Source organism: Chlorogloeopsis sp. ULAP02, assembly GCF_038404745.2.
GTDB lineage: Bacteria > Cyanobacteriota > Cyanobacteriia > Cyanobacteriales > Nostocaceae > Chlorogloeopsis.
Map to the genome: position 1 here is coordinate 249,391 of NZ_JAYKTT020000005.1, position 22,722 is coordinate 272,112.

The window sequence follows — 22,722 nt, forward strand, 5'->3', positions numbered from 1 at the left end:
ATTTAATCGTTTTCTAATGGAGGCTGAAGCGCCAATCCTGCAAGGGATGGGCAGTAATATCCAGCAATATATGCCGCAATTGCATCTGATCGCGTTACTGTATCTAAATTACAGAATAAAATCACGGTAATTTTGTCATCGATAAAACGAGTGATATTACTGGCGAAACCTAGAATCGAACCATTATGAGCAACTACTCGGCGATCGCTATAATTAATCACCCACCAACCTAAACCCGCCACACATTTGAGCTTGTTCCAATCATCACCAAGTTTGGGAGGATGGGGAGTCCACATTAAATCGAGAGTTGATTGCCTCAATACAGTTGCATTGTAAAGAGCTTGTTCCCACTTCACCATATCTTCCACACTGGAGAGTTGCCCTCCTGCTGAATAGGTGACTGAAGGACTGTAGTAGGGTTTGTTCACAAGCTTATCATTGGGCCAACGGTAACCAGCAGCCCGGTGCGGCACAATATCTCTGGGGTGATTCATTACGGTTGCATTCATGCCCAAAGGAGCAAAAATGCGATCGCACAATAAATCTCCATAGGATTGCCCTGTTATCTTTTCTAGGATTAAGCCTAATAGATAATAGCCTGTGTTGTCATAGGCAGTGAATTCCCCTGGTTGGAACTTGAGGGGTAAATCAGTAACTAAAGCCAAAATTTCAGATTTGGATAAATCCAGACGGGTAATTTCCCAGTAGTTTTTGGCATCAGTATAGCTGGGAATTCCAGACTGGTGAGACAGAATATGCTTGATTGTAACGGGCTGCCACGCTAGAGGTATGTTGTCTAGATAATTGGTGATCGCATCATCGAGCGAAATTACTCCTTCCTCAACCAACATCATTATGAGTGTGGCAGTGAACGTTTTGCCAACAGACGCGATTTCGTAAACTGTGCGTTCAGTTGCCGGAACCGAGTGTTCAATATTTGCCCATCCATAGCCTTTGACTAAAACAGGTTCGCCTTCCTGCACTACTGCAACAGAAAGTCCAGGAATTTGGTTTTGAGTCATAATGGCTTGGATGTAATCGTCAATCATGCCAGTGCAGAGTACAGGGAACAGGCTTGAAACTCTCTTGATGTTTGGTTTTTATCATTAAGTTAATGTCCTAATCTATCTGGCAACTGCTATAAGTATTTTTGAGTACTTGTTCTATTGAACCCAGCTTGTTGAAATCACGAATAAGTTGATGAGCTTTTGTTTCTCGGTTTTCGAGCATCACTTTTAATGGTGCTAGCAAATTTACATCTGGATCGTTACCAAGGGCAACTTCGGCAGCTTGCAAAACTTGTGAGGCGATCGCATAAATATCTTGATTATCAAAACCTTGTTGTGCTGAAAGTTGATGCTTTTCGATATCTGGTATTGTTGCTCTACCAGAAAGTGATTCATCTAAAATTAGACCTTTTAATAAAGCTAATAAACCAGCATAAATTGAAAAATCATCACAACTATCAAAAGCCTTAAATTCAATCCGACCAACTTCCGCAGGCAGACGTGCTATTTTTGTCAGTGAAGGCGTAGACTTAATAATTTGTTCTGGCTTTTCTACAAAAACCATTGCCGCTGCTCTTTTTCCAGTTCTAACAAAAGTCCTCACTGATAGTCCTTCCCACAAACTGCCTTGATAAAATGGTGAACTATAACTGAAAGGAACAATGTAAGGACTGTAATAAGTTAATTTTTTCCCAATATTAATCAGACTTTCATTTGATAAATCTGTCATTGATATATTTAAATCTGGCCCATAAGTCACCATATAAATGTTAGCCGTTTGTTCTTCCGGATCAGCCTGTTGTATTTGCTTAATTTCATAATCATTTAATGGTGGTTCCGGCTCAAAAACTGTTTTGTACGGATTAAAACTAATTAAAACTGGCGCAAAGCCAAACTGTACGGCTATTTTACACAGCAAGCAGAAACTTTCTGTCAGTTCATTAATTGTGCTTTGAATATCAGAATTTATTGTTGTTCTAATTTCAATGCCTTTGGGAGTGCAATCTACAATTGTTTGAGAATCTGCAAATCTTTCAAATCCTTCAATATACCATCTTTTTTTTCTAATCCCAGCGTCTCCAATTCTTAATTGGAGGTGGTCATTGGGATATATGGGAAGTTGCTCGATAATTTGATTAAAATCAGCAAATTTTGCACGAGAAAAATCAACAAACTTTCCTTCTGAATTGAGGAAAGCAACTTCATGTTCGATACCAAAATTAAACATGACTTATATCCTAAAATTTTTTTGTTATTTAAATTAACCCAGTTTAACTAATGCTAAACGATAAGTATTTTGTAAAGGTGAAATATAGGAAAATAAGAAACGATTAATTAAGGAAAAACGTTTTAAATATTTTGTTGGCAAATCTTTAAAAGTACAAACTTCCATAATGTGATGACGAGAGTCCCAATTTTTTATGTTACGAATATCTGAAATTCCCCAATCGAACTTTGCTGCCATGTGTTTTATTGCATCATGGTGCTTTTGATTCTTCACGAAAAGTGGTGATATAGAGTCAAAGGCAAACCACGAACCAGGGAATTCTTGTAAGAGATTGCTAAAAAGCTGTCGTACTTGTCGTTCGTTAAGATACATCAACACACCTTCCGCTATAAACATATAAGGTTGTGTACCAATGGCTTTAACACGCTCAAACCAGTCTGTATCTAGACAAGAAGCACTGATAAATTGACGTCGTTCCGTTTCTTGAAAAAACTGCTTGCGCAAAGCCATTACATCTGGCAAGTCTAAATCAAACCAGCGCACTTGGTTGTTATCCACTCTTTCAAAGCGCGTATTTAATCCTGCGCCTATCTCAATAACCGACGATTGAGGATGCTGTTGAAGGAAATTACGTGTCCAGTTGTCGATGATCATTCCTCGCAAGCAAGCACCTACTTGAGAGTTCTTGGCACGAGCAAATTTTTCAAAATCATAATCAATTGCTGCGACAATCTCAGCCGATTTAGAGTCTACTAGAATTGGTTCAACTTGCTCTAACTCTGTAGCTCTAGCCCATAGAGGAATTAATAGTGTTTCTTGAATTACACCAAGGTCAATTTTATTTTTTATCATTAAAAATCCCCTTTTGAGGAGATTAATTAAAAAAAATCTCAATAATCTTAGCACAAGAGCAAAAAATAGTCTCTATTTACTTCTTGCATCAGTGCCAACTGCCACCAGGCACAGCCACCAAGCCTAACGAGAAATTCTTCTCCTTGTCCTCCTTCGGGTACGCAATAGTTCATAGTTAATTAAAAGATTTAATAAAACAAATAACATTATGTGAAGTAAGCGTCGGCTAGTATGGACTTGGGAAAAGCTAGAGGCGTGAGTTTATGACGAGTGCTGTTCAATCTCCCTATAGCAGCGAACAAATAGCCGCTTGGCTGCGTGGATTACTGACTATTGCTTGGGCAGATGGTGACTTTGATGACCAAGAAAGACAATTAATAACCAGTATTACCCAGGATGAATTAGCTCCTGGAACTAACTTGGAATCGTTTGATGCCATTGAACCAGAAGAGTTAGCTGCAATTTTCGGTGTAGGCACACCAGCAGCAGAAAATTTCTTACGCACAGCGGTGATGGTAGCGATCGCAGACGGTACCTATTCTAAAAGTGAAGACTATCTCCTGCACCAGTTTTGCAAAGCGTTAGGAGCACCAGAAAATTTACTGGAAGCCTTGCGCCATACTTTGCCACAACCAACAGGAAAGACACAAACTCCTGTTTTTGCACCCACAAAGCGTCAACTTGATGCATTACATCCTTTGCGCGATTGGCTAGACGGATTAGATATTCAAGATCCCAGAGTAGCCCGTTTTTTGTGCAAAATGATTCCCTCTCAGTGTCCTTTTGAGCGGGATATTAAACTATTTGGACGCAAAGTAGTTCATATACCGCCCCTATGTAAACTCAATCCACTTTATGAACAACTTGTAAGTTTACGTTTTCGCGCCCTCTCCTATCTGGCAGATGATTGTGGAGAGGATGTTTCGGAATATATTTAGTTATTAGTCATTAGTCATTAGTTATTAGTCCTTAGTAATGGAGGAGAATGTCGAGCAAGAGGTTACAAGAATTGTGGGTGTATCAACTGGCGGAAAAATTAGCTACCAATTACGTTCATACCTTAACTCAATTGGCAATTCACCCAATGACTAATGACCAATGGCTAATGACCAATAACTAATGACTATTGACTAATTATGCAATTCATCGATCAAGCAGAAATTGAAGTTGAGGCAGGCAAGGGAGGCGATGGTATTGTCGCTTTTCGACGGGAGAAGTATGTGCCAGCAGGTGGTCCTTCTGGCGGTAATGGGGGAAAAGGTGGTTCAATATATTTCTTGGCGGATGAGAACTTGCAAACCTTGCTCGACTTTAGATATAATCATAAGTTTAAGGCAGAAAATGGTGGTCGTGGTGGGCCAAATAACCGCACTGGGGCAAATGGCAAGGATTTAATCATCGAAGTTCCCTGCGGCACAGTTGTTTATGATGCTCAAACAGGTGATTTATTAGGGGATTTAGTAGAACCTGGGCAGACTTTGCTGATTGCGGCTGGTGGTAAGGGTGGATTAGGAAATCAGCATTTTTTGAGCAACCGCAACCGCGCTCCCGAATATGCCTTGCCAGGGCTGCCAGGAGAAATTAAGCAACTACGTTTAGAATTGAAGCTTTTGGCAGAAGTGGGAATTATTGGGCTACCCAATGCCGGAAAATCTACATTAATTTCAGCTTTATCAGCAGCACGTCCGAAAATCGCCGATTACCCCTTCACTACCCTAGTACCAAATTTAGGGGTGGTACGCAAGCCAACAGGTGATGGTACAGTTTTCGCTGACATTCCCGGATTAATTGAAGGCGCTGCTCAGGGAACTGGCTTAGGACATGATTTTTTACGCCATATTGAACGCACGCGAGTATTACTGCATTTGATTGATGCCACCAGTGATGATGTTATCAGAGACTACAATACTATCCAGCAAGAATTGCAAGCCTATGGCAGGGGTTTGGCAGAGCGATCGCAAGTTTTGGCATTAAATAAAATTGATGCGGTAGATAGGGAAAGCGTAGATTTAGAGGCACTGGCGACACAGCTGAGTCATCTTTCCCATGCCCCTGTTTTTTTGATTTCAGGAGTTACGGGTGCTGGATTAGAGCCAATGTTACAGGAAATTTGGAGAATTCTCGATCAACTTAATCCTGCTGAAGAAGTAGAAATTTTGGGGTGATTAATGCAAAAATTTTTGAGAATAAAGTAAAAACAAACTGATTACCTCAATCCAGTTTATTTGTTTATCTACCTAAACAGTATTGCTGAACAGTTTTAAGTTGAGAAATATCTAAAAAGTTTATCAACAGTTTGGATGAATCAACAGTTTACAGCCTGTTAGGTATTAATTACCTAACAGATTAGAAAAATCTGAAATGAGGTAAGTTTATGACTGCAAAAGAAGAATTAATGAAGGAAATTGCTCAAGCGCCAGACTTTTTAGTTGAAGAAGTCTTAAATTTTTTACTTTTCATTAAAAATAGGCTTAAACAAAGAGTTTCTGAAAATACACCTGTAGAGTCAAACCAAAATTTACCATCTCAATCATTTTTAGAGTTCATTGATGAGATTAGTCTACAAATTCCTCAAGAGGAATGGGTAAAACTCCCAAATGATCTGGCAGCAAATTTGGATTACTATCTATATGGCTCACCCAAAAATGAGGAATGAAAACAGTATTTGCTGATACAGGTTACGGGATTGCTTTACTAAATCCCAACGACCAACTACATCATAAAGCCAAAAATGTTACTGCATGTCTCATGCCTTCTTTACATATAGTTACTAGTGAAATAATATTCACTGAATTATTGAATGCTTTTTCTAAGCAAGGCAGTCTATTCAGGCGAGCAGCAGTCAATCTGATTAATCAATCCATCAGCAATCCTAATATCGAAGTTGTTTCCCAAACAAGTGACTTGTTTCTCAGCGCACTAAAGCTTTACAGTCAACGTTTGGATCAAGCTTGGAGCCATACAGACTGTACCTCCTTTAAAATCATGGAACAGCAAAATATTTTGGAAGCGCTTGCTTATGATAAACACTTTGAACAAGCAGGTTTTATAGCTCTGTTACGTCAAGATTAAATATTATGCAATTACAAGAACAACGCTACTATTCACCTGAAGAATACCTAGAACTAGAGGTTAATTCAGAGGAGCGCCACGAATATATTGATGGACAAATTATTTTAATGGCAGGTGGAACACCCAATCACAACCAAATTGCTTTAAACTTCAGCAGTACGCTAAATTTTGCTCTCAAGCGTCAGCCTTATCGAGTTTTTGTCGCAGATCAGCGTCTTTGGATTCCAAATAAGCGCATTCACACCTATCCTGATGTCATGGTTGTTGCAGGTGAACTGCAATTTACAGAAGAAAGGAGAGATACTATCACTAACTCAGTGATGATTGCTGAGGTGCTGTCAAAATCTACTAAAAGCTATGATCGCGATGAAAAATTTGCAGCTTACCGCACCATTCCCACCTTTCAGGAATATATTCTTATTGACCAGTACACGATGCACGTTGAGCAATATTGCAAGGCTGACAACAATAAATGGATATTTTCTGAATATGAAGATGGAGATATAAGTTTATCTCTAGCCTCAGTTCCTTGCCAAATTTTACTGGCAGATATTTACGATAAAGTAGACTTTAATGCAGAAGAATAGAATAAGCGATCGCTTGCAATATACTGACCAATAAAAGCAAATTTAAACTTTAATAAACCAGCGTTGGCGATACATTCCATAGGCAACTGCTAACCACAACAGCACAGACGCGATCGCAAATAACATTGAACCGTTGAACGCACCCGCCCAAGATGCAAACAGATTTTGATAAATCCAATTGTAAGTGCTAGGAGCCTTTTCTCCAGTCCCAACGGTGGTTCTAACCAAAATTTTAATCAACAGCACGGATGCGACGAATATAGATATGGCATTTAATCCCAAGACTTCAAAAGGTTTACCCCAACGCCGCACTCGTCGCACTTCTATTAATTCATAACAAGCAGCAAGTAATAATAAAGCCCAACCAGTAGTAAATACTACGTAGGAACTAGTCCAGAGCTTTTTATTAATTGGAAATGCCAAATCCCAAATTCCACCGATAACTAGACAGCTAAGACCAAATAAAACTAAATCCATGCTAGTTTCGGAACTTATCTCTTTTTTACTACGTATCCACTCCCCAGTAAAGTAACCAGCTAAGACACTAATAATAGCGGGAATAGTGCTAAAAAGTCCTTCCGGATCTCCCATGAAGTTGAAGCCATCGCCTTTGTAAAGATGTGCTTTGGGAATAATCAAGCGATCTATATAAGCGCCAAAGTTGCCTTCTCTTGTCAGCACACCAGCACCGTAACCGGGAACAGGCACATACATCATCGCCACCCAGTAGCCGATGAGTAGCACTGCTGCCAGTATCCATTGCCCTTTACGCGGTAGGTTGAGAACTGCCAAACTTGCCAGCAAGTAGGTAAGGCTGATGCGCTGCAACACTCCCATCATCCGGATGCTGCTGAAATCAAAAGTCCAAATACCTTGATTCCAAAAGCCATTGAGGAGTAATCCCAAAGCAAAGAGAATAGCAGCACGGCGTAAGATGCGCCCGTAAGGCGGAGGCAAAGATGTAGGGGTATTAGAACGTGATGACACAGAGAGGTTTTCAGTCTCAGCGTCTCCTCCTCTGCGCGTCTGTGTGTCTGTTTTAACGTCAGTGTATTTAGAGAAGGAAAAACTCATGGCTACACCAACTATAAACAGAAAGAAGGGAAATACTAAGTCAGTTGGTGTCCAGCCGTGCCATTGGGCGTGGAGTAGTGGAGGATAGACATTAGGATCGGCAATACTAGCCATGTTGACGAGAATCATGCCAGCAATGGTAATGCCGCGAAACACATCAAGAGAGGTGAGGCGCATAAATGAAATTTTCAGTTGGAGATTATAAATTACCTCTCTTAAGACAGACTATCAAGGAAAATTTTAGACCAATACACAAGTTAAAATTTTGTAAAGGAATGTTGCACTAGCTGAAATCGCTTATGTCTGTAAAAGTTGGGGATACTGCGCCTGATTTTACCCTTCCTTCCCAGGACGGTACATCTGTTAGTCTGAAAGATTTTCGTGGCAAATCAGTTGTCCTTTATTTTTATCCCAAGGATGACACACCCGGATGCACGGTGGAATCTTGTGCTTTTCGCGATCGCTATGAAGTATTTCAATCTGCTGGTGCAGAAATCATTGGCATCAGTGGTGATTCGCCGGAATCTCATCAAAAATTTGCTGCCAAATACCAGCTACCATTTACTTTGTTGAGCGATAAAGGCGACAAAGTACGGAAGCTATATGGTGCTACCACAGCTTTTGGTTTGATTCCCGGTCGGGTAACGTATGTGATAGATAAAAATGGAGTTGTGCAATATGTATTTGATTCGATGTTGAACTTTAAAGCTCATGTCGAGGAGTCCCTAAAGGGACTAGGGGCTAGCTAGGGACTAGGGACTAGGAAAGAAACACCAGCAGCACCTGGAGCAGGGGAACAGAGGGTCAAAACGTCAAGCACGATTCTCAGTGTCCCCGTGTTCTCTTTCGCCTCTAGCCTCTAGTCCCTAATCTCTATTTATGCACGTGCGGCTGTTCCGGCGTGCTAGTGTGAGCATGAGCTGTTTTGCCGTTTTTGCTGTTGGTATGTCCATTGCCATTGCGGGGTTGAATCACACCATATCCACCATGATTGCGTTCGTAAATAACGTTAATTTCGTTAGTTTCTGAATTCCGGAACATATAAAAATCGTGATCTACCAGTTGCAGCTGCTCCAATGCTTCGGCAACGCTCATTGGTGGCATGGAAAAATATTTTGTGCGAACCACTTCTTCTGGTAATTCGGGAGTGCGATCGCCTATTAAATCTTTGACTACAGTTTGTTGAACAACTCCTTCAATGGTAGTTTGGGCATGAGTTTTCTTCTCATGACGCCGTTCTTTGTATTTACGCAGTTGACGAGCTATTTTATCCGCTACCAAATCGATACTGGCGTATAAATTCTCGCTGCTCTCCTCGGCACGGATGACACTTCCGTTAGCATAAATAGTGACTTCTGCCGATTGCTTGGGATTAATCCGGGGATTGCGAGCTACGCTCAAATGCACATCCACTTCATTTGTGATGTTCTGAAAATGATTCACTGCCTTTTCAATTTTTTGATGCACATAATCCCTGATTGCATCGGTGATTTCAATATTTTTGCCGTGGATGACAAGCTTCATGTAAACTCTCCCGCTCAATGTTTGATGTGTATTTGGTTTGGAGAAAAGGAATTGCGGTAAGGTCTATCACTGCCGCCGGGCTAAATCGGAAAATTCCTACATCCTGCTGTTGGTGTACTTATCCTCAGCCAACTTTAAATCACTGGCTTGAGAATCTCTGCAATTGCTGCAACTGCAACAAAGGCATTTATACACGCACGCAGATATCATCAGCTTTACTCCTCCAAGTGGGGTGGATTTGTTTTTCTGTTCATAGACAACACGTGTCTGGTTGTAAGTTTTATCCCGTCTTAGATGCGAACAACTGATTAGACACCATCAGCTAGCACTTTCATCTTTTTTGTTAGCATGATGGTTCTTGCAGAGAATTCCTCCCAACACCATTGAGGTTATATATTCAAACTAGCATTTTGTATTTTACAAAACTGCTTCCCTTTACTTTCCTTTAAAATCCTTTGCATAGCTTGAGGTTCTGTGCCGAAGTTTATGTAATTTCTAATACTCACATTTTGACACATCAGTTATTTTTTGCAATGTTCCGTAGTAATCCTTCATATTCTCATCGATGTTTTTTATACAACCAAGGCTTAACACCTTACATAGATGCTTTAAACTGGCAGCGATCGCTAGTTGCTGAACGTATCAAAGACAAGAGCTTGGATGATGTGTTAATCTTGCTGGAACACCCTCCTGTCTATACTTTAGGGCAAGGAGCAAATTCAGAATTTCTTAAATTTGATATTGACCACAACAATTATGAAGTACATAGAATTGAGCGAGGTGGCGAAGTCACTTACCATTGCCCTGGTCAATTAGTGGGGTATCCAATTTTAAATCTACAACGTTATTACAAAGACCTCCATTGGTATTTACGACAGCTAGAACAGGTAATAATTAATGCACTAAATACTTATGGTTTACGAGGAGAGCGCATATCTGGTTTGACTGGCGTTTGGGTGGAAGAACGTAAAGTCGCTGCTTTTGGCATAAAAGTCAGTCGCTGGATTACCATGCACGGATTTTCATTAAATGTTTGTCCTGATATGACTGGCTTTGAAAGAATTGTTCCCTGTGGTATTTCGGATAAGTCTGTAGCTAGTTTGACTGAATGGATACCAGATATCACTTGCGAGCTAGTACGTGCAACGATAGTGCAGTCTTTTGCAGAAGTGTTTGATGCAGAATTAGTTGAGCCGCAGTAATTAAGACGCGGAAGAGGACACGGGGACAAGGAGAAGAATTTTCCACTTTCCTCCTCTGCTCCCCTGCCTCTTTTGTGCGTAATTCAGCAAGGCTATTTATTAGCTTTTTGAGCTTTTCTATATAATTCGGTTATTTCTGTAGCCTTATACTTGCTTTATTGAAAAACTGTGTTAGTCAAATTTCCGGTATAACAAAATTAAACGTGTAATTGTTTAATTTGGATTCATGCAATTCCCCTGTTTCTTGAATAGATAGGCGATCGCTTTTACCTAAACTATCGATGAATGTGGGAAGAGAGTACACATGAATACTTTTACCCTTCCCAGCTAGATAGTCAAGCTGTTTGGTTAACGCACTTGTAGTTCGAGTGTTGGGTAATCGGTATAGCCCTTCTCTGTTCCACCATAAAAAGTCGATGGATCGGGTTGATTCAGAGGCGCATTTAGAGCAAAACGTCGGGGTAAATCGGGATTGGCTATAAACAGTCTGCCAAATGCTACTAAATCTGCTGCTTTTGTTGCCAAGACGGTATTACCTTTTTCTAAGGTATAGTCTCCATTAACCATCAATGTATCTTTGTAGCGTTCCCGGATGTGACTTGTAGGTACGACTGTTCCACCATATCTAATGTCTGCCTCCGTTGCCTCGTAGATGTGTAAATATGCCAAATCAAACTGATTTAGTGCTTCTGCTACATAACCAAATGTTGCTAGTGGATTGGAGTCAGACATATCATTAAAGGTTCCACTAGGAGAAAGGCGTACTCCTACCCGCTTTGCACCCCAGACACCAGTTACTGCTTCTGTTATCTCCAATAGGAATTTGGCACGATTTTCTAGCGAACCACCGTATTTATCTGTACGCTGATTTGTTCCATCACGGAGAAATTGATCAATTAAGTAACCGTTAGCACCATGAATTTCTACACCATCAAATCCGGCGGCTAAAGCATTTTCTGCCCCTTGACGATATTGTTCTACAATTCCTGTAACCTCCTCAGTTTCTAATGCACGAGGTGTGACAAAGGGTTTCATTCCCTCAAATGTAGAAGCTTGCCCTTTGGCTGGAATGGCAGAAGGCGCTACAGGTAAGGCTCCGTCTGGTTGCAAATCGGGGTGAGAAATACGTCCTACGTGCCACAGTTGCAGGTAAATTCTTCCTCCCCGTTGATGTACAGCATCGTTGACTAGCTTCCATCCTGCGATTTGTTCGGGCGAATGAATACCTGGTGTAAAAGGATATCCTTGTCCTTGGGGTGAAACTTGAGTTGCTTCAGAAATAATTAGCCCTGCTGATGCACGTTGAGCGTAGTATTCTGCATTGAGTTCGTGGGGTACGTTGCCTTCACCCGCACGGTTGCGGGTAAGAGGAGCCATAATAATGCGATTGTTTAGTTCGATGTCGCCAAGTTGGTAGGGAGTGAATAAATTAATGTCAGTGTTCATAGTTGATTGCCAAAAAATTTACTTTTTACTTTGTTTTAGATGAAAGTGAGTACTTGCAATATTGAGCAGGTGAAACAAGTTCGTAGTAAGGACTTTAGTCCTTAACTCCCAGAGCGCGTGCATCGCTTACTAAGAACACCTCAAAACTTATGCGATAGACTACTATCCCCAATCGCCTTTATTAACGTTTCACTGTATTCGCCGATTGGTTAAACAACAATTCTCGTGACTTGTCGGGATCAAGCGCCTGATTTTTGAATGCTTCTGCTTTTTCATAGGCGCGAATTGTTGCCGGACGTGCTTTAATCGCTTCAAACCAGCGCTTGAGGTTGGGAAAATCTTCTAAATTTTGCCCTTGGCGCTCATAAGGTACAATCCAGGGATAGGCTGCAATATCGGCAATTGAATAGTTATTGCCAGCAACAAATTCGCGATCGCTTAGTCGTTTGTTCAGCACTGCATACAATCGCCCTGTCTCGTTCACATAGCGGTTGATCGCATAAGGGATTTTTTCGGGCGCATATTGGCTAAAGTGGTGATTCTGTCCCGCCATTGGCCCTAAGCCTCCCATTTGCCAGAATAACCATTGGAGAACTTCTACACGTTCTCGTGTGTTGCTTGGAATTAGCTTGCCAGTTTTTTCTGCTAAATACAGTAAAATTGCACCAGACTCGAAGACTGATATCGGCTCGCCGCCATCAGTCGGTTCTTTGTCAATAATTGCAGGGATGCGATTGTTGGGTGAAATCTTGAGAAATTCTGGTTTAAATTGATCGCCCGCACCAATATTGACAGGAATAATGGTGTAAGGAAGTTCGGCTTCCTCAAGGAAGATTGTAATTTTGTGACCGTTAGGCGTTGTCCAGTAGTAGAGTTCTATCATGGATTTTTCTCCTGATTTTTTAAAAGATGACTCTGGGCTAAACTATTGAACGCACAACACCACCATCTGCTGGCAAAGCTGCACCGTTAGTGGCTGAGTTTAATTTTTTCTAATGCTTGTGTAACTCGTTGCTCAGATCGACCGGTGATAATAACTGATGTACCCTCTTGCACTAGCATTTGGGCAATTGCAAAACCAATACCTGCGGTTGAGCCGCTTACCAGCGCTGATTTATGATCTAGTTTTAAGTCCATACCAAGGAAAAAAGAAGAAGAAATAGAGCAACAAGGGTAAATTAGGGCGTTGCTGATTTAGGCTATGAAAATAATTTTTCGTAATGCCAAAACCCCTGCCCAGACGCGATATATCGCGTCTCTAGACATCAAATTCATACCGCGATTCAGCAACGCCTAAATTAGACTTGGTTAGTTTATCCTTTACACTTGTTGCTTTTCTATTACAAATTCACTAGGACGGAGAAGTAACTAGGCGGTCATGTGATAAATCAGACAACAAGGGAATGAAAATTATTTATTTCCCTGTTCCCTGTTCCCCGTTCCCCGTTCCCTCTTTTCAAAACAGATGCTGTGCTAAAGTTTTAGCTAGGGTTGTTTTTGGCACTGCACCCACAACCGTATCGACTTGCCGCCCGCCTTTAAACACCATCAGTGTGGGAATGCTACGAATCCCGTAATGACTGGCAACAGTAGGGTTTTGATCTGTGTTCAGTTTCACCACTTTTACCTGTCCTACGTACTCGGCAGCCACCTCATCCACCACCGGAGCCACCATGCGACAAGGGCCACACCACGGCGCCCAAAAGTCTACTAATACCGGAACTTCACTGTCGAGGACTTCTTGCTTGAACGTGGCTTCTGTCACATTCGTAACGGATGACATATTTGCCCTCCCTTTATTCGTTAGTTCGATATAATCGAATAATTAAAATATAATCTACTTTATGAGATAATGCAAGTATGAGATTCTTATATCACCCAGAGCGAAAAAATATTTCTTTGACAGGAGTGTTGTATGCCTTAGGCGATCCTGTGCGGTTGGAGATTGTCCGGCAGTTGGCGACTAAGGGAGAGCAATGCTGTGCCGATTTTGATTTTGCGATCGCCAAATCTACCATGTCCAACCACTTTAAAATTTTAAGGGAATCGGGCGTAGTCTGGACGCGCAAAGAAGGAACACAGCATATAAATTCTTTAAGGCGGGAAGATTTAGAGGTATTGTTTCCAGGGCTTTTAGATGTGGTTTTGCGATCAGCTCCAGAATTGATGAGTCAAGAGTCAATAGTTATTAGTCATTAATCATTGGTTATTAGTTAACACCAAGCACTATCCACTATCCACTGTACGGGCGGGTTTAAAAGATAAATTGTCGGTTTTAACCGTTCATATAATCAGCAAAACCCGCACGGTAGTCGCTACAACCGGGGGAACCCCCAAGGGCGCGCTGCCTCCCCTACTAACCACTATCCTAAAATATCTAATCGCATTTCATTGTTTGGCAAGAAACCAAGACGCTCGTAGACTGGTTTACCTGATGGTGAGGCGTGGAGGATTGCTCGTGTACAGGCGATCGCTTTGAGATACTCAATTGCCATACTTGTAAGCTGCGTAGCAATTCCCTGACTACGGTAAGGTGGTTCAACATAAACACCCCAAATATAGCCATATTTGCGGTAATCTTCTGTAAATGGCATAGGATAAAGACCAGCAAACAGCTGACAACTAGCAGAGCCGACTACTTTACCACTAATCTCTGCGACAAATGCTTTGTAGTATAAATCTTGACGAGCATTGCTGATAAATTCAAGAATCACCTCAAGCCAGTCAGAGCGGATAAATTCATCTGAAACGTTATTGTCTCGCCACAACTGATAAAAGTGTTGAGCAATTAGAGAATCTTCTTGGCAAGTGGCTTCCCGGAAACTAATATTTGGAAATATTGACATTAATTTAAAGCACACGGAGTTGCTTTCCGTTCTATTATTTTTATATTCTCAAAAAGTATATATTTTTTCTCCTACCCCCCCAGGGTAGTCATAAGGCACTGTCTTTACCACCCTCTCCCCCTCCTTTTATGACCGCACCAGCAGTATCTACATCAATGTGGAGTCCCCTGCGGCAGCCAGTCTTTCGCGCTTTGTGGTTTGCATCAGCGGTATCAACCATTGGCACTTGGATGCATGATGTTGGGGCAGCTTGGTTGATGACTACTTTGGCTCCCGACTCACCTTTTCTGGTAGCGCTGATGCAGGCAGCTGCAAGCTTGCCCTTTTTTTTACTGGCATTACCAGCTGGCGCGATCGCTGATGTGGTTGATCGTCGCAAGCTTCTGCTGTGGACGCAAACTTGGATGCTGGCAGTAGCAACAGTACTGGGAGTATTAACCCTGGCAAATATCATTAATCCTTGGATACTCTTAGCGTTGACTTTTGCCTTGAGTATTGGTAGTTCTATCAATATGCCCGTATGGCAAGCCATTACTCCAGAATTAGTAGCAACACAAGATTTGCCGCAAGCTATAACTCTCAGCGGTATAGTAATCAATTTATCACGCTCAATTGGCCCGGCGTTGGCAGGTGTAATTATTGCCGCCGCTGGTACTGGAGCAGTTTTTCTACTCAATGCTGCTTCTTTTGTCGGAGTAATATTGGTAATATATCGCTGGCAGCGCACACCCCAAAGGAGTGCCTTACCTGCGGAGCGGTTTTTGGGAGCTATGCAAGCTGGAATTCGTTACGTGCGTTATGCTCCACCCTTACAGACTGTATTAATTCGTACATCTGCCTACATTTTCTTTGCAAGCGCTTTATTTGCCCTCCTGCCACTGCTGGGACGACAAGAATTACAGTTGGATGCGCTTGGGTATGGAATTATACTTGGCTTTTGGGGCATTGGTGGCTTGAGCGGAGCTTTTATTTTACCTAAGCTGAGACAACGGCTTTCTATTGACCAGCTAGTTGCTTTATCATCTTTGCTTATGGGAGTGATGATGCTGGTGCTTGCCTATCTGCGTAATCTTCCCTTGGTATGTGCTTTGATGATGCTAGTGGGAATTTCTTCTCTCAGTGTGATGGTGAGCTTGAGTGTAGCAGCACAAACATCCGTTCCCACATGGGTGCGGGCAAGAGCTTTAGCAGTGCAATTGTTAGTGTTTCAAGGATGTTTGACTTTGGGCAGTTTGTTGTGGGGTACAGTCGCTCAAAACACAAGTATCTCAATTGCTCTTGATAGCGCTGGCGTAGGTTTGATTGTTGCTGTCATGCTGACAGTGCGTTATCGCCTTCGTTGTGCAGAAAAATTAGACTTGCGCTCATCCTTACACTGGGATCAACCAGCGATCGCTTTTGAACCTTGCCCAAATGACGGCCCAGTTTTAATTACCTTAGAATATCGTATCGATCCTGCCAACGCCGACGAGTTTACTAAAGTTATGAAGGCACTCAGCAATATTAGGCGACGAGATGGCGCAATTTATTGGGGCTTGTATCAAGATTTATCAGAACCAGGGCGATTTGTGGAAACTGCGGTTGTAGAATCTTGGGCGGAACATAAACGACAATTTGAGCGAGTAACTCATGCAGATAAAATGATAGAGGAACGTGCTCGTGCTTTTCATATCGGCGATGAACCACCAAAGGTTTCTCAAATGATTTACGCCAATTACACAGATGGTAAAGGTTTGAGGCAACCGTGCTAAAGTGACATGAATACTCCTAGCCATGCTATTCTCAACCTAGCAATTCTCATCACTCCACAGCAGCCAACAGCTACTTTACCTATAATTTTTTGTGCTGTGTTACCGGATATGCCGATGTTTATAATGTATTTTTGGGCGAAAGTCATTCGTCGGCGACAGAGTATCATAATTTAGTCAGAAACTTACTTTAGTCCTTTTTGACACAGTAAAAGAATTACAGGCAACTTAAATAATATCTCTCTAGCTCTTACTCCTCTGTGTTTTCTGTGCCTCTGCGGTTTTTTCAACACTCTAGTTTTTGTAAGTCGATGCATTAACAATCCGAGTCGATGCGTTAACAATGCAAGTTGATGTATTAACAATCCGAGTCGATGCATTAACAATCCGAGTTGATGCATTAACAATCCGAGTTGATGCATTAACAATGCAAGTCGATGCATTAACAATCCGAGTTGATGTATTAACAATCCGAGTTGATGTATTAACAATCCGAGTTGATGCGTTAACAATGCAGGAGGTTGTATTTATAACTTATACGATTTCTCTAAATTTTGGCTACAGATGGAAAAAGGTTTGTAATTGCGCTAAAGCGCTACTATAAACTAGGCAGAGAATATCGAAAGAGCGATCGCTGCATACACTGCTGCTTTGGAAGTAAGAACACGCCTTCAAATCAGCTGTAGAGAATCAAACCAAGTAAAGTGCAGATGTCCAATCATCAGAAAATCAATTAGAATGTGCATGGCAATAATTGCCACAATAGCTCGATATCTCCATGCTAACCACATCCAAATTAGGGACATAGTAGCCAATGTTGAAATCATGACAACAGTTGCAGGTTTATGTAAGGGAAGGACTTTTGTCCAAAATAAGGCATGGATTAATCCAGAAAATATAACATAACTAATGTATCCAAAGATAAAAACTAACTTATGATTTTTTGACAATGTAATATGTCCTATATAACAACCTAATAAAAACCAAAAGATAAACATGAATTGTTCTAAAACACCATTGGTAAATGAAAACACTAGAATGTCTGAAAACTTATAAGTTCCTGTTTCGTACTTGCGTGTAAATAAAATGTATACAGTAGATGTTAAGAAAGTTGCTATCCATCCCAGAGTTAAGGAGATTGTATAGCCTTTGTCTAGATAGAGTGATGCTGAATAAGGACTCAGTAATTTATAAACAAATTTCCTGTTTGCAACTATTAAAGCTGTAGCCAGCAAACATAAAAGCCAATAAATCCAAACACTTGTTTCAATAGCCATTTTTCATCCTTTGAACGATATTTAAGTTTGGTTTTTCAGAATTTACGGCAACACGATTTACTTCATGCACAGACTCATGAAGAAAAGAGAAAAAGAAAGTGATTGTTTTTTAAAATTAAATAGAGTTTCTATAGCTAATAGCTATAACTAAAAATCTTGACTTAGCACTTCCTGTGATTTTTCTGATAAAGATTTCTGTGTTTCTAGTGCATCTGCTCTTAACCAAGCAGCAATCATTCCAGCTATGGGAATTGACAGAAATACACCTAGTAAACCAGCAATTCGCTCACCAATAAAAAGAGCAAGAAAGAGTATAACTGGACTAATTTCTAAAGCATTTCCCATAACTTTAGGACTCACAAAGTTATCTTGAATCTGCTGAAGAATGATGCAAGCAACAACAACCTTGAGAGCTAATACCCAGCCTTGAGATGCCAAAATTAATAAAGTAACTATAAGAACTGCAAGCGTTGCTCCAATTCCGGGAATGGCATCTAAAATACCAACAATAATTGCTAAGAATAATGCATAGTTTACTCCTAATATTGAAAAGATGAGAAAACTTGTAGTAGACAAAAATAGCATTAATAATAATTGTCCTCGGAGAAATCCCAAAAAACTTCTCTGAAAAGTATTAGCAAACCGATCGCGTGAAGGAGTAGGTATCAACTTTAAAAAAGCAGACCAAAGTTTTTCGCCATCGATTAACATATAAAGACTAATAACGGCAAGAAACACAAATGTAAACACGCTGGAAAAGACATTCTGAGCAATTCCTATGCCTGACATCAAGCTAGTTTGCAAGGCTTGCAAAATTTTTTCAATACTTAGGTTACCTAGAAATTCCTGAAGTGGTAGTAAGTTTTGGGTATTCAGTGCTTGAGTGATACGAGCCACTAATCCTTGTCCCTGATTCATCACTTGTAATCCCAAAGCTGTGACTAGGGTAAGGAGAATCACAACAGTACCTAAAAAAGCGATCGCAATTGCTAATCCTTTCGGAACATAGCGAGATAACCACTGAACAGGATAATTTAGTAATGCTGCAACAATAGCAGCAGTGGTAAAGATGGCAATAACGTTATAAAAATAACCAATCAGTACAACTAGCGCCCAACCACAGGCGAATAGCAATAACAAACGTAATAGAGTAGAGTTATTTAATTTTTGCCAGAGGTTTAGTTTGGGAGATTGGCTCATGTCAGTTAAAGCCTTATACCAATTTTTGATTTTAGATTTTAGAATATTTCAGCTGGATCGGCAGACCTAATTTTATTCATAGCGATCGCACCAGAAATTGAACACATTAAAACAGTCAAAACAAAAACTACGACTGCACGGCTAATTGGCATAAATAAAGGTAAATTAGTAGCATTTCTAGTCAAGGTATATAGATAGAAAGAAATAGCACACCCAGGTACATAACCTAGAATTGCTAAAATTAATGCTTCTTGAAAAACAACACCCAATAGATAGATATCTCGGAATCCCATTGCTTTTAGGGTTGCGTATTCGGGTAAGTGTTCTGTGACATCACTATAAAGAATTTGATAAACGATAACTGTGCCAACAATAAATCCTAAAAATGTACCTAGACTAAAGATAAAGCCAATAGCTGTATTTTTAGCCCAATAATTTTTTTCAAATTCTATAAATTCTTGCATTGTCAACACTTTTATATCATTAGGTAAATTATTTTGTAAAGCTACTGCCATTAATTTTGGTTCGTAACCTGGTTGGAGTGTAATTAAACCTACATTAACTTCAGATACTGTTCTTCTTGTCGCAAATAAACGTAGAAAGTTATGATCGCTGGTAATTAAATGACCTTCAGCAGCAAAAGAAAATCCAATCTTAAATAAGCCATTAATTGCAATCTTGCGCTTTTCAATTTCGATAAAAACAGTTTTATTTTTTGTAATTGCAGTAACAATCTCTTGGGAAACGCCTCGCGTTCCTCTATCAAGTAACATCGTATCGCTGAATCTGATTTTATCTAAATTTTGACTTATTTCAGGTAATTTAAAAACAGATTTTTCCGGATTAAATCCTATAGTTAATATTGTATTAAATTGATGAGTACGAGGATTTTTCCATTTAGCAAAGTCTAGATACAATGCATCAGCCGACTTTATACCTTTAAAGTTCATTGTTTGATATAAACGACGACGAGGAAAGGATGACATATTAATCATGCTGCGAGTATTGGGACTGATTAAAACTAAGTCTCCTTGCAAGCTACGTTGCAGCCTCGTGTTGCTATCGTAAAGTGCAGACTGAAAACCCAATTGGATAAATATGAGAATGTCTGCAAAAGTTATTCCTGCCATCGCAACTAAAAGGCGATTTTTTTCTCGACTAAGTTGTAACCAAGCTAGTGGTATTCTCCTTTTCATATTTTAAGTTTGCTTTAATTACTTAAATTTACTGATGAATTAATGCTTTTACTTGTAAGTTCGTTAAACCTGCAACCTTTTGACTACTGGCTTGGTCTAATTTGATTTTGACTTCCACAACCCTAGCATCTATACTTGCTGTTGGATTGGGATCGAAAATATCTTTTTTACCAATTTGCAAACCAATTTCTTCAACAGTTCCATTTAATTCTTTAATCAATACATCACTAGTGATTATGCTTTTTTGACCAACGCGGACTTTACTAATATCTGTTTCATAAACTTCAGCTATAACATACATTTTATTTGTTTGACCAAGTTCAGCAATTCCTTCGTTACCCACAATTTCTCCAGCATAAGTGTGTATTTTTAAAATTTGTCCATTTTGAGTTGCTCTTACATATGCCAAATTTAAGTTCGCCTGTGCTTGTTTTACTACTGCTTCGGCGCTATGAACTTCTGCTTGGGCTGCTTGCACATCAACTGTACGAACTTCTTTGATGCTGGTTAAAGTAGATTTTGCTTCGTTTAATTGCTCCTGTTGAGCTTGTTTGATTCTTTGCAAGTTTGCTTTGGCTGCATTTATTTGTTGAGTAATGGTTTTTATTATTAAGTGCTTACTATCAAGATTAGAATCAGAAATAGCACCATTTTTGTACAAAAATTGATAGCGTTTATATTCTTTTTGAGCATTGGTTAACTCAGCTTGCCAACGTGCTATCTCTGCTTCAGTTGCTATGATTTGTCCTCTTTGTTCTGCTTCTATGCGAGTGATATTTGCTTTTTGAGCGTTAATATCTCCTGCTTTTGCTCCAGCTTGAACCTGAGCTAGACGAGCTTTAGCGACTTTCACATCTTCTTTGGCTTTTTCTAAAGTTGCAATTAGGCGATCGCGATTATCTAAAATGGCAATAATTTGACCAACTTTTACTTTGTCTCCTTGTTTAACCAATAATCGCTCTACTCGATTACCCTCAATAGAACTAGGTGCAGAAAGTTTAATCACCTCTCCCTTTGGCTCTAAACGTCCTAATGCAGCCACACCTATAAATTCAGGAACTTTAGCTACAGATGCTTTTGGATGACTTTGGTGAGTAGAAGCAAAGCGCAAGACTGTATAAGCGATAGTTCCACTAGTCGTTAAAATTGCAACTATGCCGAGAGTTGTCACCCATCCAATTACAGATTTATTAATTTTGGGAATTTGCATTAAATTAGTCTGGGTAAATCAGTACAGTATTAACTCTGTTGCCAGCAATCCCAACATAAATAGAAAATCACTTGCCGAACTAACTACAACACCAAAAGCATTTTTAGGTAAAGCATTACAAAAAAGCATTATCACTGTACCTACAAACATCCACGGACATTGGATTTCTTGCCAAATGCAAAACCCTGCCACAGCTACCAGAATTGCAGTCAAGATAGTTAGAATTGGCACTCCATAAATTTGAGGCCTGTAACGCAGAGTACCACCAATATTTACTGGTACAAATTCCTGGTGTCGAATTTCATTTATTATGCCTAAAGTAATGATTCCAATAGTAAGTGTCCAACAACCTTTGGAAACAATAGGGTGACTTGCCCAAGTTACGCCAGCATCACAAGCTTGTTTGAATGCGTTCACCACCAAAAGAGGCACAAATAAATTGTGGAATATAAAACGCAAGCGATTCAGTAATTTCAGCAAACCTCCTTCTGCAATCAAAGAACCAACTGAAACTATAAGATTGTCGTAAGTCATTCCAGCTAATACAAAAATCAGCATTATTGTGCTTACTTTATGTTCTTGCTGAAATAAGCTAATTGCCCAAATTGACAATACCAAACTTACTAATGTATAAATTGGATATAAGAAAGCTGCCATAAATTTATTCACAGAATACTAAGCTTTATAGACTTAATAATCTAATTGCGTATTTAGATTTCTAGAAATATTTACTTCAACTAGATGTTGAACATTTTCAGTCAAAACTGTAAACCTAGCCCTGATGAACGTATAAAAAAGATATTTTCGTAGGGAACTTGGGAATCTAATCAGTATGGGCTTTTCGATTAACAGTCAAAAATATACCACTGGTAAATTGAACAAAATACCGTTAATCTACGTATCTTGTTAGTGTCGTAAAAAGCGAAATATAGAATATTAATACTTACTGCTTTTGGAAGTACGATTGATATCGCGATCGCTCTAGAAACAACAAATGTAAGTCTTTAGCACAGAGTATTTATACTTTTTCAATCAATGTTTATTTATAGATATGTGCGGTCACGTTACAGTTAATACACAAGATTTTTGTGTTAGTAAAAAATCAACATAAATGCACACATAAGTAGTTGTGCAAAATAAATTATCTATTTAGGCAAGGGAACGGGGAACAGATGAAGAGGACACGGTGAGGTGGGGACACGGAGAATTGATCAGCACGTTCTTTCCTGGGCTGGAGCCTGATCAAGAGGAAG

28 protein-coding genes are annotated in these 22,722 nt (G+C 40.0%); 12 read left to right on the forward strand and 16 right to left on the reverse strand.

The window, feature by feature from the left end; all coding sequences use genetic code 11:
• Nucleotides 1–2: 2 nt before the first annotated feature.
• The 4 genes from U2718_RS05095 to U2718_RS05110 all read right to left on the reverse strand — a co-directional run bounded on the left by U2718_RS05095 (nucleotide 3) and on the right by U2718_RS05110 (nucleotide 3,260).
• Nucleotides 3–1,049 carry a serine hydrolase domain-containing protein gene (locus tag U2718_RS05095; protein ID WP_341995652.1) on the reverse strand — a complete coding sequence of 349 codons (1,047 nt, stop codon included), beginning with the start codon at nucleotides 1,047–1,049 and terminating at the stop codon, nucleotides 3–5.
• A 70-nt stretch (nucleotides 1,050–1,119) separates the two neighbouring features.
• The gene (locus U2718_RS05100; RefSeq protein WP_341995654.1) at nucleotides 1,120–2,235 is read right to left on the reverse strand and encodes a glutamate--cysteine ligase; all 1,116 of its coding nucleotides are present in this window, start codon (nucleotides 2,233–2,235) and stop codon (nucleotides 1,120–1,122) included.
• Between the two features lie 33 nt (nucleotides 2,236–2,268).
• Nucleotides 2,269–3,087: a class I SAM-dependent methyltransferase gene (locus tag U2718_RS05105; RefSeq protein ID WP_341995656.1), complete on the reverse strand. Its 819-nt coding sequence runs from the start codon at nucleotides 3,085–3,087 to the stop codon at nucleotides 2,269–2,271.
• Between the two features lie 47 nt (nucleotides 3,088–3,134).
• Entirely contained in the window at nucleotides 3,135–3,260 is a 126-nt protein-coding gene (locus U2718_RS05110; RefSeq protein ID WP_341995658.1) for a hypothetical protein, read from the reverse strand.
• A gap of 90 nt (nucleotides 3,261–3,350) precedes the next feature.
• Here U2718_RS05110 and U2718_RS05115 point away from each other — a divergent pair, with 90 nt between their 5' ends.
• The 6 genes from U2718_RS05115 to U2718_RS05140 all read left to right on the forward strand — a co-directional run bounded on the left by U2718_RS05115 (nucleotide 3,351) and on the right by U2718_RS05140 (nucleotide 6,746).
• Entirely contained in the window at nucleotides 3,351–4,025 is a 675-nt protein-coding gene (locus U2718_RS05115) for a Mo-dependent nitrogenase C-terminal domain-containing protein (protein WP_341995661.1), read from the forward strand.
• Nucleotides 4,026–4,072: 47 nt separating this feature from the next.
• Nucleotides 4,073–4,207: a hypothetical protein gene (locus U2718_RS05120; RefSeq protein WP_341995663.1), complete on the forward strand. Its 135-nt coding sequence runs from the start codon at nucleotides 4,073–4,075 to the stop codon at nucleotides 4,205–4,207.
• A gap of 16 nt (nucleotides 4,208–4,223) precedes the next feature.
• Nucleotides 4,224–5,252, forward strand: a complete 1,029-nt coding sequence (gene obgE / locus U2718_RS05125; RefSeq protein ID WP_341995665.1) for a GTPase ObgE — start codon at nucleotides 4,224–4,226, stop codon at nucleotides 5,250–5,252.
• Nucleotides 5,253–5,461: 209 nt separating this feature from the next.
• Nucleotides 5,462–5,743, forward strand: a complete 282-nt coding sequence (locus tag U2718_RS05130; protein WP_341995667.1) for a hypothetical protein — start codon at nucleotides 5,462–5,464, stop codon at nucleotides 5,741–5,743.
• Nucleotides 5,740–6,159: a nucleic acid-binding protein gene (locus tag U2718_RS05135; RefSeq protein ID WP_341995671.1), complete on the forward strand. Its 420-nt coding sequence runs from the start codon at nucleotides 5,740–5,742 to the stop codon at nucleotides 6,157–6,159. The genes U2718_RS05130 and U2718_RS05135 overlap by 4 nt, the downstream gene beginning before the upstream one ends.
• A 5-nt stretch (nucleotides 6,160–6,164) precedes the next feature.
• Nucleotides 6,165–6,746 carry a Uma2 family endonuclease gene (locus tag U2718_RS05140; protein ID WP_411813228.1) on the forward strand — a complete coding sequence of 194 codons (582 nt, stop codon included), beginning with the start codon at nucleotides 6,165–6,167 and terminating at the stop codon, nucleotides 6,744–6,746.
• 42 nt (nucleotides 6,747–6,788) lie between these two features.
• Here the strand turns inward: U2718_RS05140 and U2718_RS05145 are convergent, their stop codons facing one another.
• A complete protein-coding gene (locus tag U2718_RS05145; protein ID WP_341995673.1) occupies nucleotides 6,789–7,997 on the reverse strand; it encodes an acyltransferase family protein in 1,209 nt (402 codons plus the stop codon).
• A gap of 122 nt (nucleotides 7,998–8,119) precedes the next feature.
• On the opposite strand from U2718_RS05145, the gene U2718_RS05150 reads away from it, so the two are divergent.
• Entirely contained in the window at nucleotides 8,120–8,569 is a 450-nt protein-coding gene (locus U2718_RS05150; protein WP_341995675.1) for a peroxiredoxin, read from the forward strand.
• Between the two features lie 124 nt (nucleotides 8,570–8,693).
• Here the strand turns inward: U2718_RS05150 and hpf are convergent, their stop codons facing one another.
• Complete coding sequence (gene hpf, locus U2718_RS05155; RefSeq protein ID WP_341995676.1) at nucleotides 8,694–9,344, reverse strand: ribosome hibernation-promoting factor, HPF/YfiA family; 651 nt, start codon at nucleotides 9,342–9,344, stop codon at nucleotides 8,694–8,696.
• Nucleotides 9,345–9,877: 533 nt separating this feature from the next.
• Between hpf and lipB the strand changes: the two genes are divergently transcribed.
• A complete protein-coding gene (gene lipB, locus U2718_RS05160) occupies nucleotides 9,878–10,546 on the forward strand; it encodes a lipoyl(octanoyl) transferase LipB (protein ID WP_341995748.1) in 669 nt (222 codons plus the stop codon).
• Nucleotides 10,547–10,894: 348 nt separating this feature from the next.
• Here lipB and U2718_RS05165 read toward each other — a convergent pair whose 3' ends face one another.
• The 4 genes from U2718_RS05165 to trxA all read right to left on the reverse strand — a co-directional run bounded on the left by U2718_RS05165 (nucleotide 10,895) and on the right by trxA (nucleotide 13,775).
• Nucleotides 10,895–11,992: an alkene reductase gene (locus U2718_RS05165; protein WP_341995677.1), complete on the reverse strand. Its 1,098-nt coding sequence runs from the start codon at nucleotides 11,990–11,992 to the stop codon at nucleotides 10,895–10,897.
• Nucleotides 11,993–12,173: 181 nt separating this feature from the next.
• Entirely contained in the window at nucleotides 12,174–12,875 is a 702-nt protein-coding gene (locus U2718_RS05170) for a glutathione binding-like protein (protein WP_341995678.1), read from the reverse strand.
• A gap of 86 nt (nucleotides 12,876–12,961) precedes the next feature.
• Nucleotides 12,962–13,129 carry an SDR family NAD(P)-dependent oxidoreductase gene (locus tag U2718_RS05175; RefSeq protein WP_341995679.1) on the reverse strand — a complete coding sequence of 56 codons (168 nt, stop codon included), beginning with the start codon at nucleotides 13,127–13,129 and terminating at the stop codon, nucleotides 12,962–12,964.
• 319 nt (nucleotides 13,130–13,448) lie between these two features.
• A complete protein-coding gene (gene trxA / locus U2718_RS05180; RefSeq protein ID WP_341995681.1) occupies nucleotides 13,449–13,775 on the reverse strand; it encodes a thioredoxin in 327 nt (108 codons plus the stop codon).
• Between the two features lie 77 nt (nucleotides 13,776–13,852).
• On the opposite strand from trxA, the gene U2718_RS05185 reads away from it, so the two are divergent.
• Nucleotides 13,853–14,191: an ArsR/SmtB family transcription factor gene (locus U2718_RS05185; RefSeq protein WP_341995682.1), complete on the forward strand. Its 339-nt coding sequence runs from the start codon at nucleotides 13,853–13,855 to the stop codon at nucleotides 14,189–14,191.
• A gap of 164 nt (nucleotides 14,192–14,355) precedes the next feature.
• Here U2718_RS05185 and U2718_RS05190 read toward each other — a convergent pair whose 3' ends face one another.
• Nucleotides 14,356–14,838: a GNAT family N-acetyltransferase gene (locus tag U2718_RS05190; protein WP_341995684.1), complete on the reverse strand. Its 483-nt coding sequence runs from the start codon at nucleotides 14,836–14,838 to the stop codon at nucleotides 14,356–14,358.
• Between the two features lie 128 nt (nucleotides 14,839–14,966).
• Here U2718_RS05190 and U2718_RS05195 point away from each other — a divergent pair, with 128 nt between their 5' ends.
• The 3 genes from U2718_RS05195 to U2718_RS05205 all read left to right on the forward strand — a co-directional run bounded on the left by U2718_RS05195 (nucleotide 14,967) and on the right by U2718_RS05205 (nucleotide 17,190).
• Nucleotides 14,967–16,589, forward strand: coding sequence for an MFS transporter (locus U2718_RS05195; protein WP_341995686.1), 1,623 nt, complete (start codon nucleotides 14,967–14,969; stop codon nucleotides 16,587–16,589).
• 6 nt (nucleotides 16,590–16,595) lie between these two features.
• On the forward strand, nucleotides 16,596–16,763 hold the full coding sequence (locus U2718_RS05200; RefSeq protein ID WP_341995688.1) for a hypothetical protein: 168 nt from the start codon (nucleotides 16,596–16,598) through the stop codon (nucleotides 16,761–16,763).
• A gap of 166 nt (nucleotides 16,764–16,929) precedes the next feature.
• Nucleotides 16,930–17,190 carry a hypothetical protein gene (locus tag U2718_RS05205; protein WP_341995690.1) on the forward strand — a complete coding sequence of 87 codons (261 nt, stop codon included), beginning with the start codon at nucleotides 16,930–16,932 and terminating at the stop codon, nucleotides 17,188–17,190.
• A 67-nt stretch (nucleotides 17,191–17,257) separates the two neighbouring features.
• On the opposite strand, the gene U2718_RS05210 is transcribed toward U2718_RS05205, so the two are convergent.
• The 5 genes from U2718_RS05210 to U2718_RS05230 form a co-directional block, all read right to left on the reverse strand.
• Entirely contained in the window at nucleotides 17,258–17,863 is a 606-nt protein-coding gene (locus U2718_RS05210; protein WP_341995691.1) for a hypothetical protein, read from the reverse strand.
• A gap of 147 nt (nucleotides 17,864–18,010) precedes the next feature.
• Complete coding sequence (locus U2718_RS05215) at nucleotides 18,011–19,063, reverse strand: AI-2E family transporter (protein WP_341995693.1); 1,053 nt, start codon at nucleotides 19,061–19,063, stop codon at nucleotides 18,011–18,013.
• Between the two features lie 38 nt (nucleotides 19,064–19,101).
• Nucleotides 19,102–20,259: an ABC transporter permease DevC gene (gene devC, locus U2718_RS05220; RefSeq protein ID WP_341995695.1), complete on the reverse strand. Its 1,158-nt coding sequence runs from the start codon at nucleotides 20,257–20,259 to the stop codon at nucleotides 19,102–19,104.
• A gap of 28 nt (nucleotides 20,260–20,287) precedes the next feature.
• Nucleotides 20,288–21,469: an ABC exporter membrane fusion protein gene (locus U2718_RS05225; RefSeq protein ID WP_341995698.1), complete on the reverse strand. Its 1,182-nt coding sequence runs from the start codon at nucleotides 21,467–21,469 to the stop codon at nucleotides 20,288–20,290.
• A gap of 18 nt (nucleotides 21,470–21,487) precedes the next feature.
• Complete coding sequence (locus U2718_RS05230) at nucleotides 21,488–22,126, reverse strand: hypothetical protein (protein WP_341995700.1); 639 nt, start codon at nucleotides 22,124–22,126, stop codon at nucleotides 21,488–21,490.
• Between the last annotated feature and the right edge of the window lie 596 nt (nucleotides 22,127–22,722).

What these genes read in the sequence shown, in the direction of transcription:
- U2718_RS05095 (WP_341995652.1), bottom strand. Translation starts at nt 1,049, where the DNA reads ATGATTGACGATTACATCCAAGCCATTATGACTCAAAACCAAATTCCT.
- U2718_RS05100 (WP_341995654.1), bottom strand. Translation starts at nt 2,235, where the DNA reads ATGTTTAATTTTGGTATCGAACATGAAGTTGCTTTCCTCAATTCAGAA.
- U2718_RS05105 (WP_341995656.1), bottom strand. Translation starts at nt 3,087, where the DNA reads ATGATAAAAAATAAAATTGACCTTGGTGTAATTCAAGAAACACTATTA.
- U2718_RS05110 (WP_341995658.1), bottom strand. Translation starts at nt 3,260, where the DNA reads ATGAACTATTGCGTACCCGAAGGAGGACAAGGAGAAGAATTTCTCGTT.
- U2718_RS05115 (WP_341995661.1), top strand. Translation starts at nt 3,351, where the DNA reads ATGACGAGTGCTGTTCAATCTCCCTATAGCAGCGAACAAATAGCCGCT.
- U2718_RS05120 (WP_341995663.1), top strand. Translation starts at nt 4,073, where the DNA reads ATGTCGAGCAAGAGGTTACAAGAATTGTGGGTGTATCAACTGGCGGAA.
- obgE (WP_341995665.1), top strand. Translation starts at nt 4,224, where the DNA reads ATGCAATTCATCGATCAAGCAGAAATTGAAGTTGAGGCAGGCAAGGGA.
- U2718_RS05130 (WP_341995667.1), top strand. Translation starts at nt 5,462, where the DNA reads ATGACTGCAAAAGAAGAATTAATGAAGGAAATTGCTCAAGCGCCAGAC.
- U2718_RS05135 (WP_341995671.1), top strand. Translation starts at nt 5,740, where the DNA reads ATGAAAACAGTATTTGCTGATACAGGTTACGGGATTGCTTTACTAAAT.
- U2718_RS05140 (WP_411813228.1), top strand. Translation starts at nt 6,165, where the DNA reads ATGCAATTACAAGAACAACGCTACTATTCACCTGAAGAATACCTAGAA.
- U2718_RS05145 (WP_341995673.1), bottom strand. Translation starts at nt 7,997, where the DNA reads ATGCGCCTCACCTCTCTTGATGTGTTTCGCGGCATTACCATTGCTGGC.
- U2718_RS05150 (WP_341995675.1), top strand. Translation starts at nt 8,120, where the DNA reads ATGTCTGTAAAAGTTGGGGATACTGCGCCTGATTTTACCCTTCCTTCC.
- hpf (WP_341995676.1), bottom strand. Translation starts at nt 9,344, where the DNA reads ATGAAGCTTGTCATCCACGGCAAAAATATTGAAATCACCGATGCAATC.
- lipB (WP_341995748.1), top strand. Translation starts at nt 9,878, where the DNA reads ATGTTCCGTAGTAATCCTTCATATTCTCATCGATGTTTTTTATACAAC.
- U2718_RS05165 (WP_341995677.1), bottom strand. Translation starts at nt 11,992, where the DNA reads ATGAACACTGACATTAATTTATTCACTCCCTACCAACTTGGCGACATC.
- U2718_RS05170 (WP_341995678.1), bottom strand. Translation starts at nt 12,875, where the DNA reads ATGATAGAACTCTACTACTGGACAACGCCTAACGGTCACAAAATTACA.
- U2718_RS05175 (WP_341995679.1), bottom strand. Translation starts at nt 13,129, where the DNA reads ATGGACTTAAAACTAGATCATAAATCAGCGCTGGTAAGCGGCTCAACC.
- trxA (WP_341995681.1), bottom strand. Translation starts at nt 13,775, where the DNA reads ATGTCATCCGTTACGAATGTGACAGAAGCCACGTTCAAGCAAGAAGTC.
- U2718_RS05185 (WP_341995682.1), top strand. Translation starts at nt 13,853, where the DNA reads ATGAGATTCTTATATCACCCAGAGCGAAAAAATATTTCTTTGACAGGA.
- U2718_RS05190 (WP_341995684.1), bottom strand. Translation starts at nt 14,838, where the DNA reads ATGTCAATATTTCCAAATATTAGTTTCCGGGAAGCCACTTGCCAAGAA.
- U2718_RS05195 (WP_341995686.1), top strand. Translation starts at nt 14,967, where the DNA reads ATGACCGCACCAGCAGTATCTACATCAATGTGGAGTCCCCTGCGGCAG.
- U2718_RS05200 (WP_341995688.1), top strand. Translation starts at nt 16,596, where the DNA reads ATGAATACTCCTAGCCATGCTATTCTCAACCTAGCAATTCTCATCACT.
- U2718_RS05205 (WP_341995690.1), top strand. Translation starts at nt 16,930, where the DNA reads ATGCAAGTTGATGTATTAACAATCCGAGTCGATGCATTAACAATCCGA.
- U2718_RS05210 (WP_341995691.1), bottom strand. Translation starts at nt 17,863, where the DNA reads ATGGCTATTGAAACAAGTGTTTGGATTTATTGGCTTTTATGTTTGCTG.
- U2718_RS05215 (WP_341995693.1), bottom strand. Translation starts at nt 19,063, where the DNA reads ATGAGCCAATCTCCCAAACTAAACCTCTGGCAAAAATTAAATAACTCT.
- devC (WP_341995695.1), bottom strand. Translation starts at nt 20,259, where the DNA reads ATGAAAAGGAGAATACCACTAGCTTGGTTACAACTTAGTCGAGAAAAA.
- U2718_RS05225 (WP_341995698.1), bottom strand. Translation starts at nt 21,469, where the DNA reads ATGCAAATTCCCAAAATTAATAAATCTGTAATTGGATGGGTGACAACT.
- U2718_RS05230 (WP_341995700.1), bottom strand. Translation starts at nt 22,126, where the DNA reads ATGGCAGCTTTCTTATATCCAATTTATACATTAGTAAGTTTGGTATTG.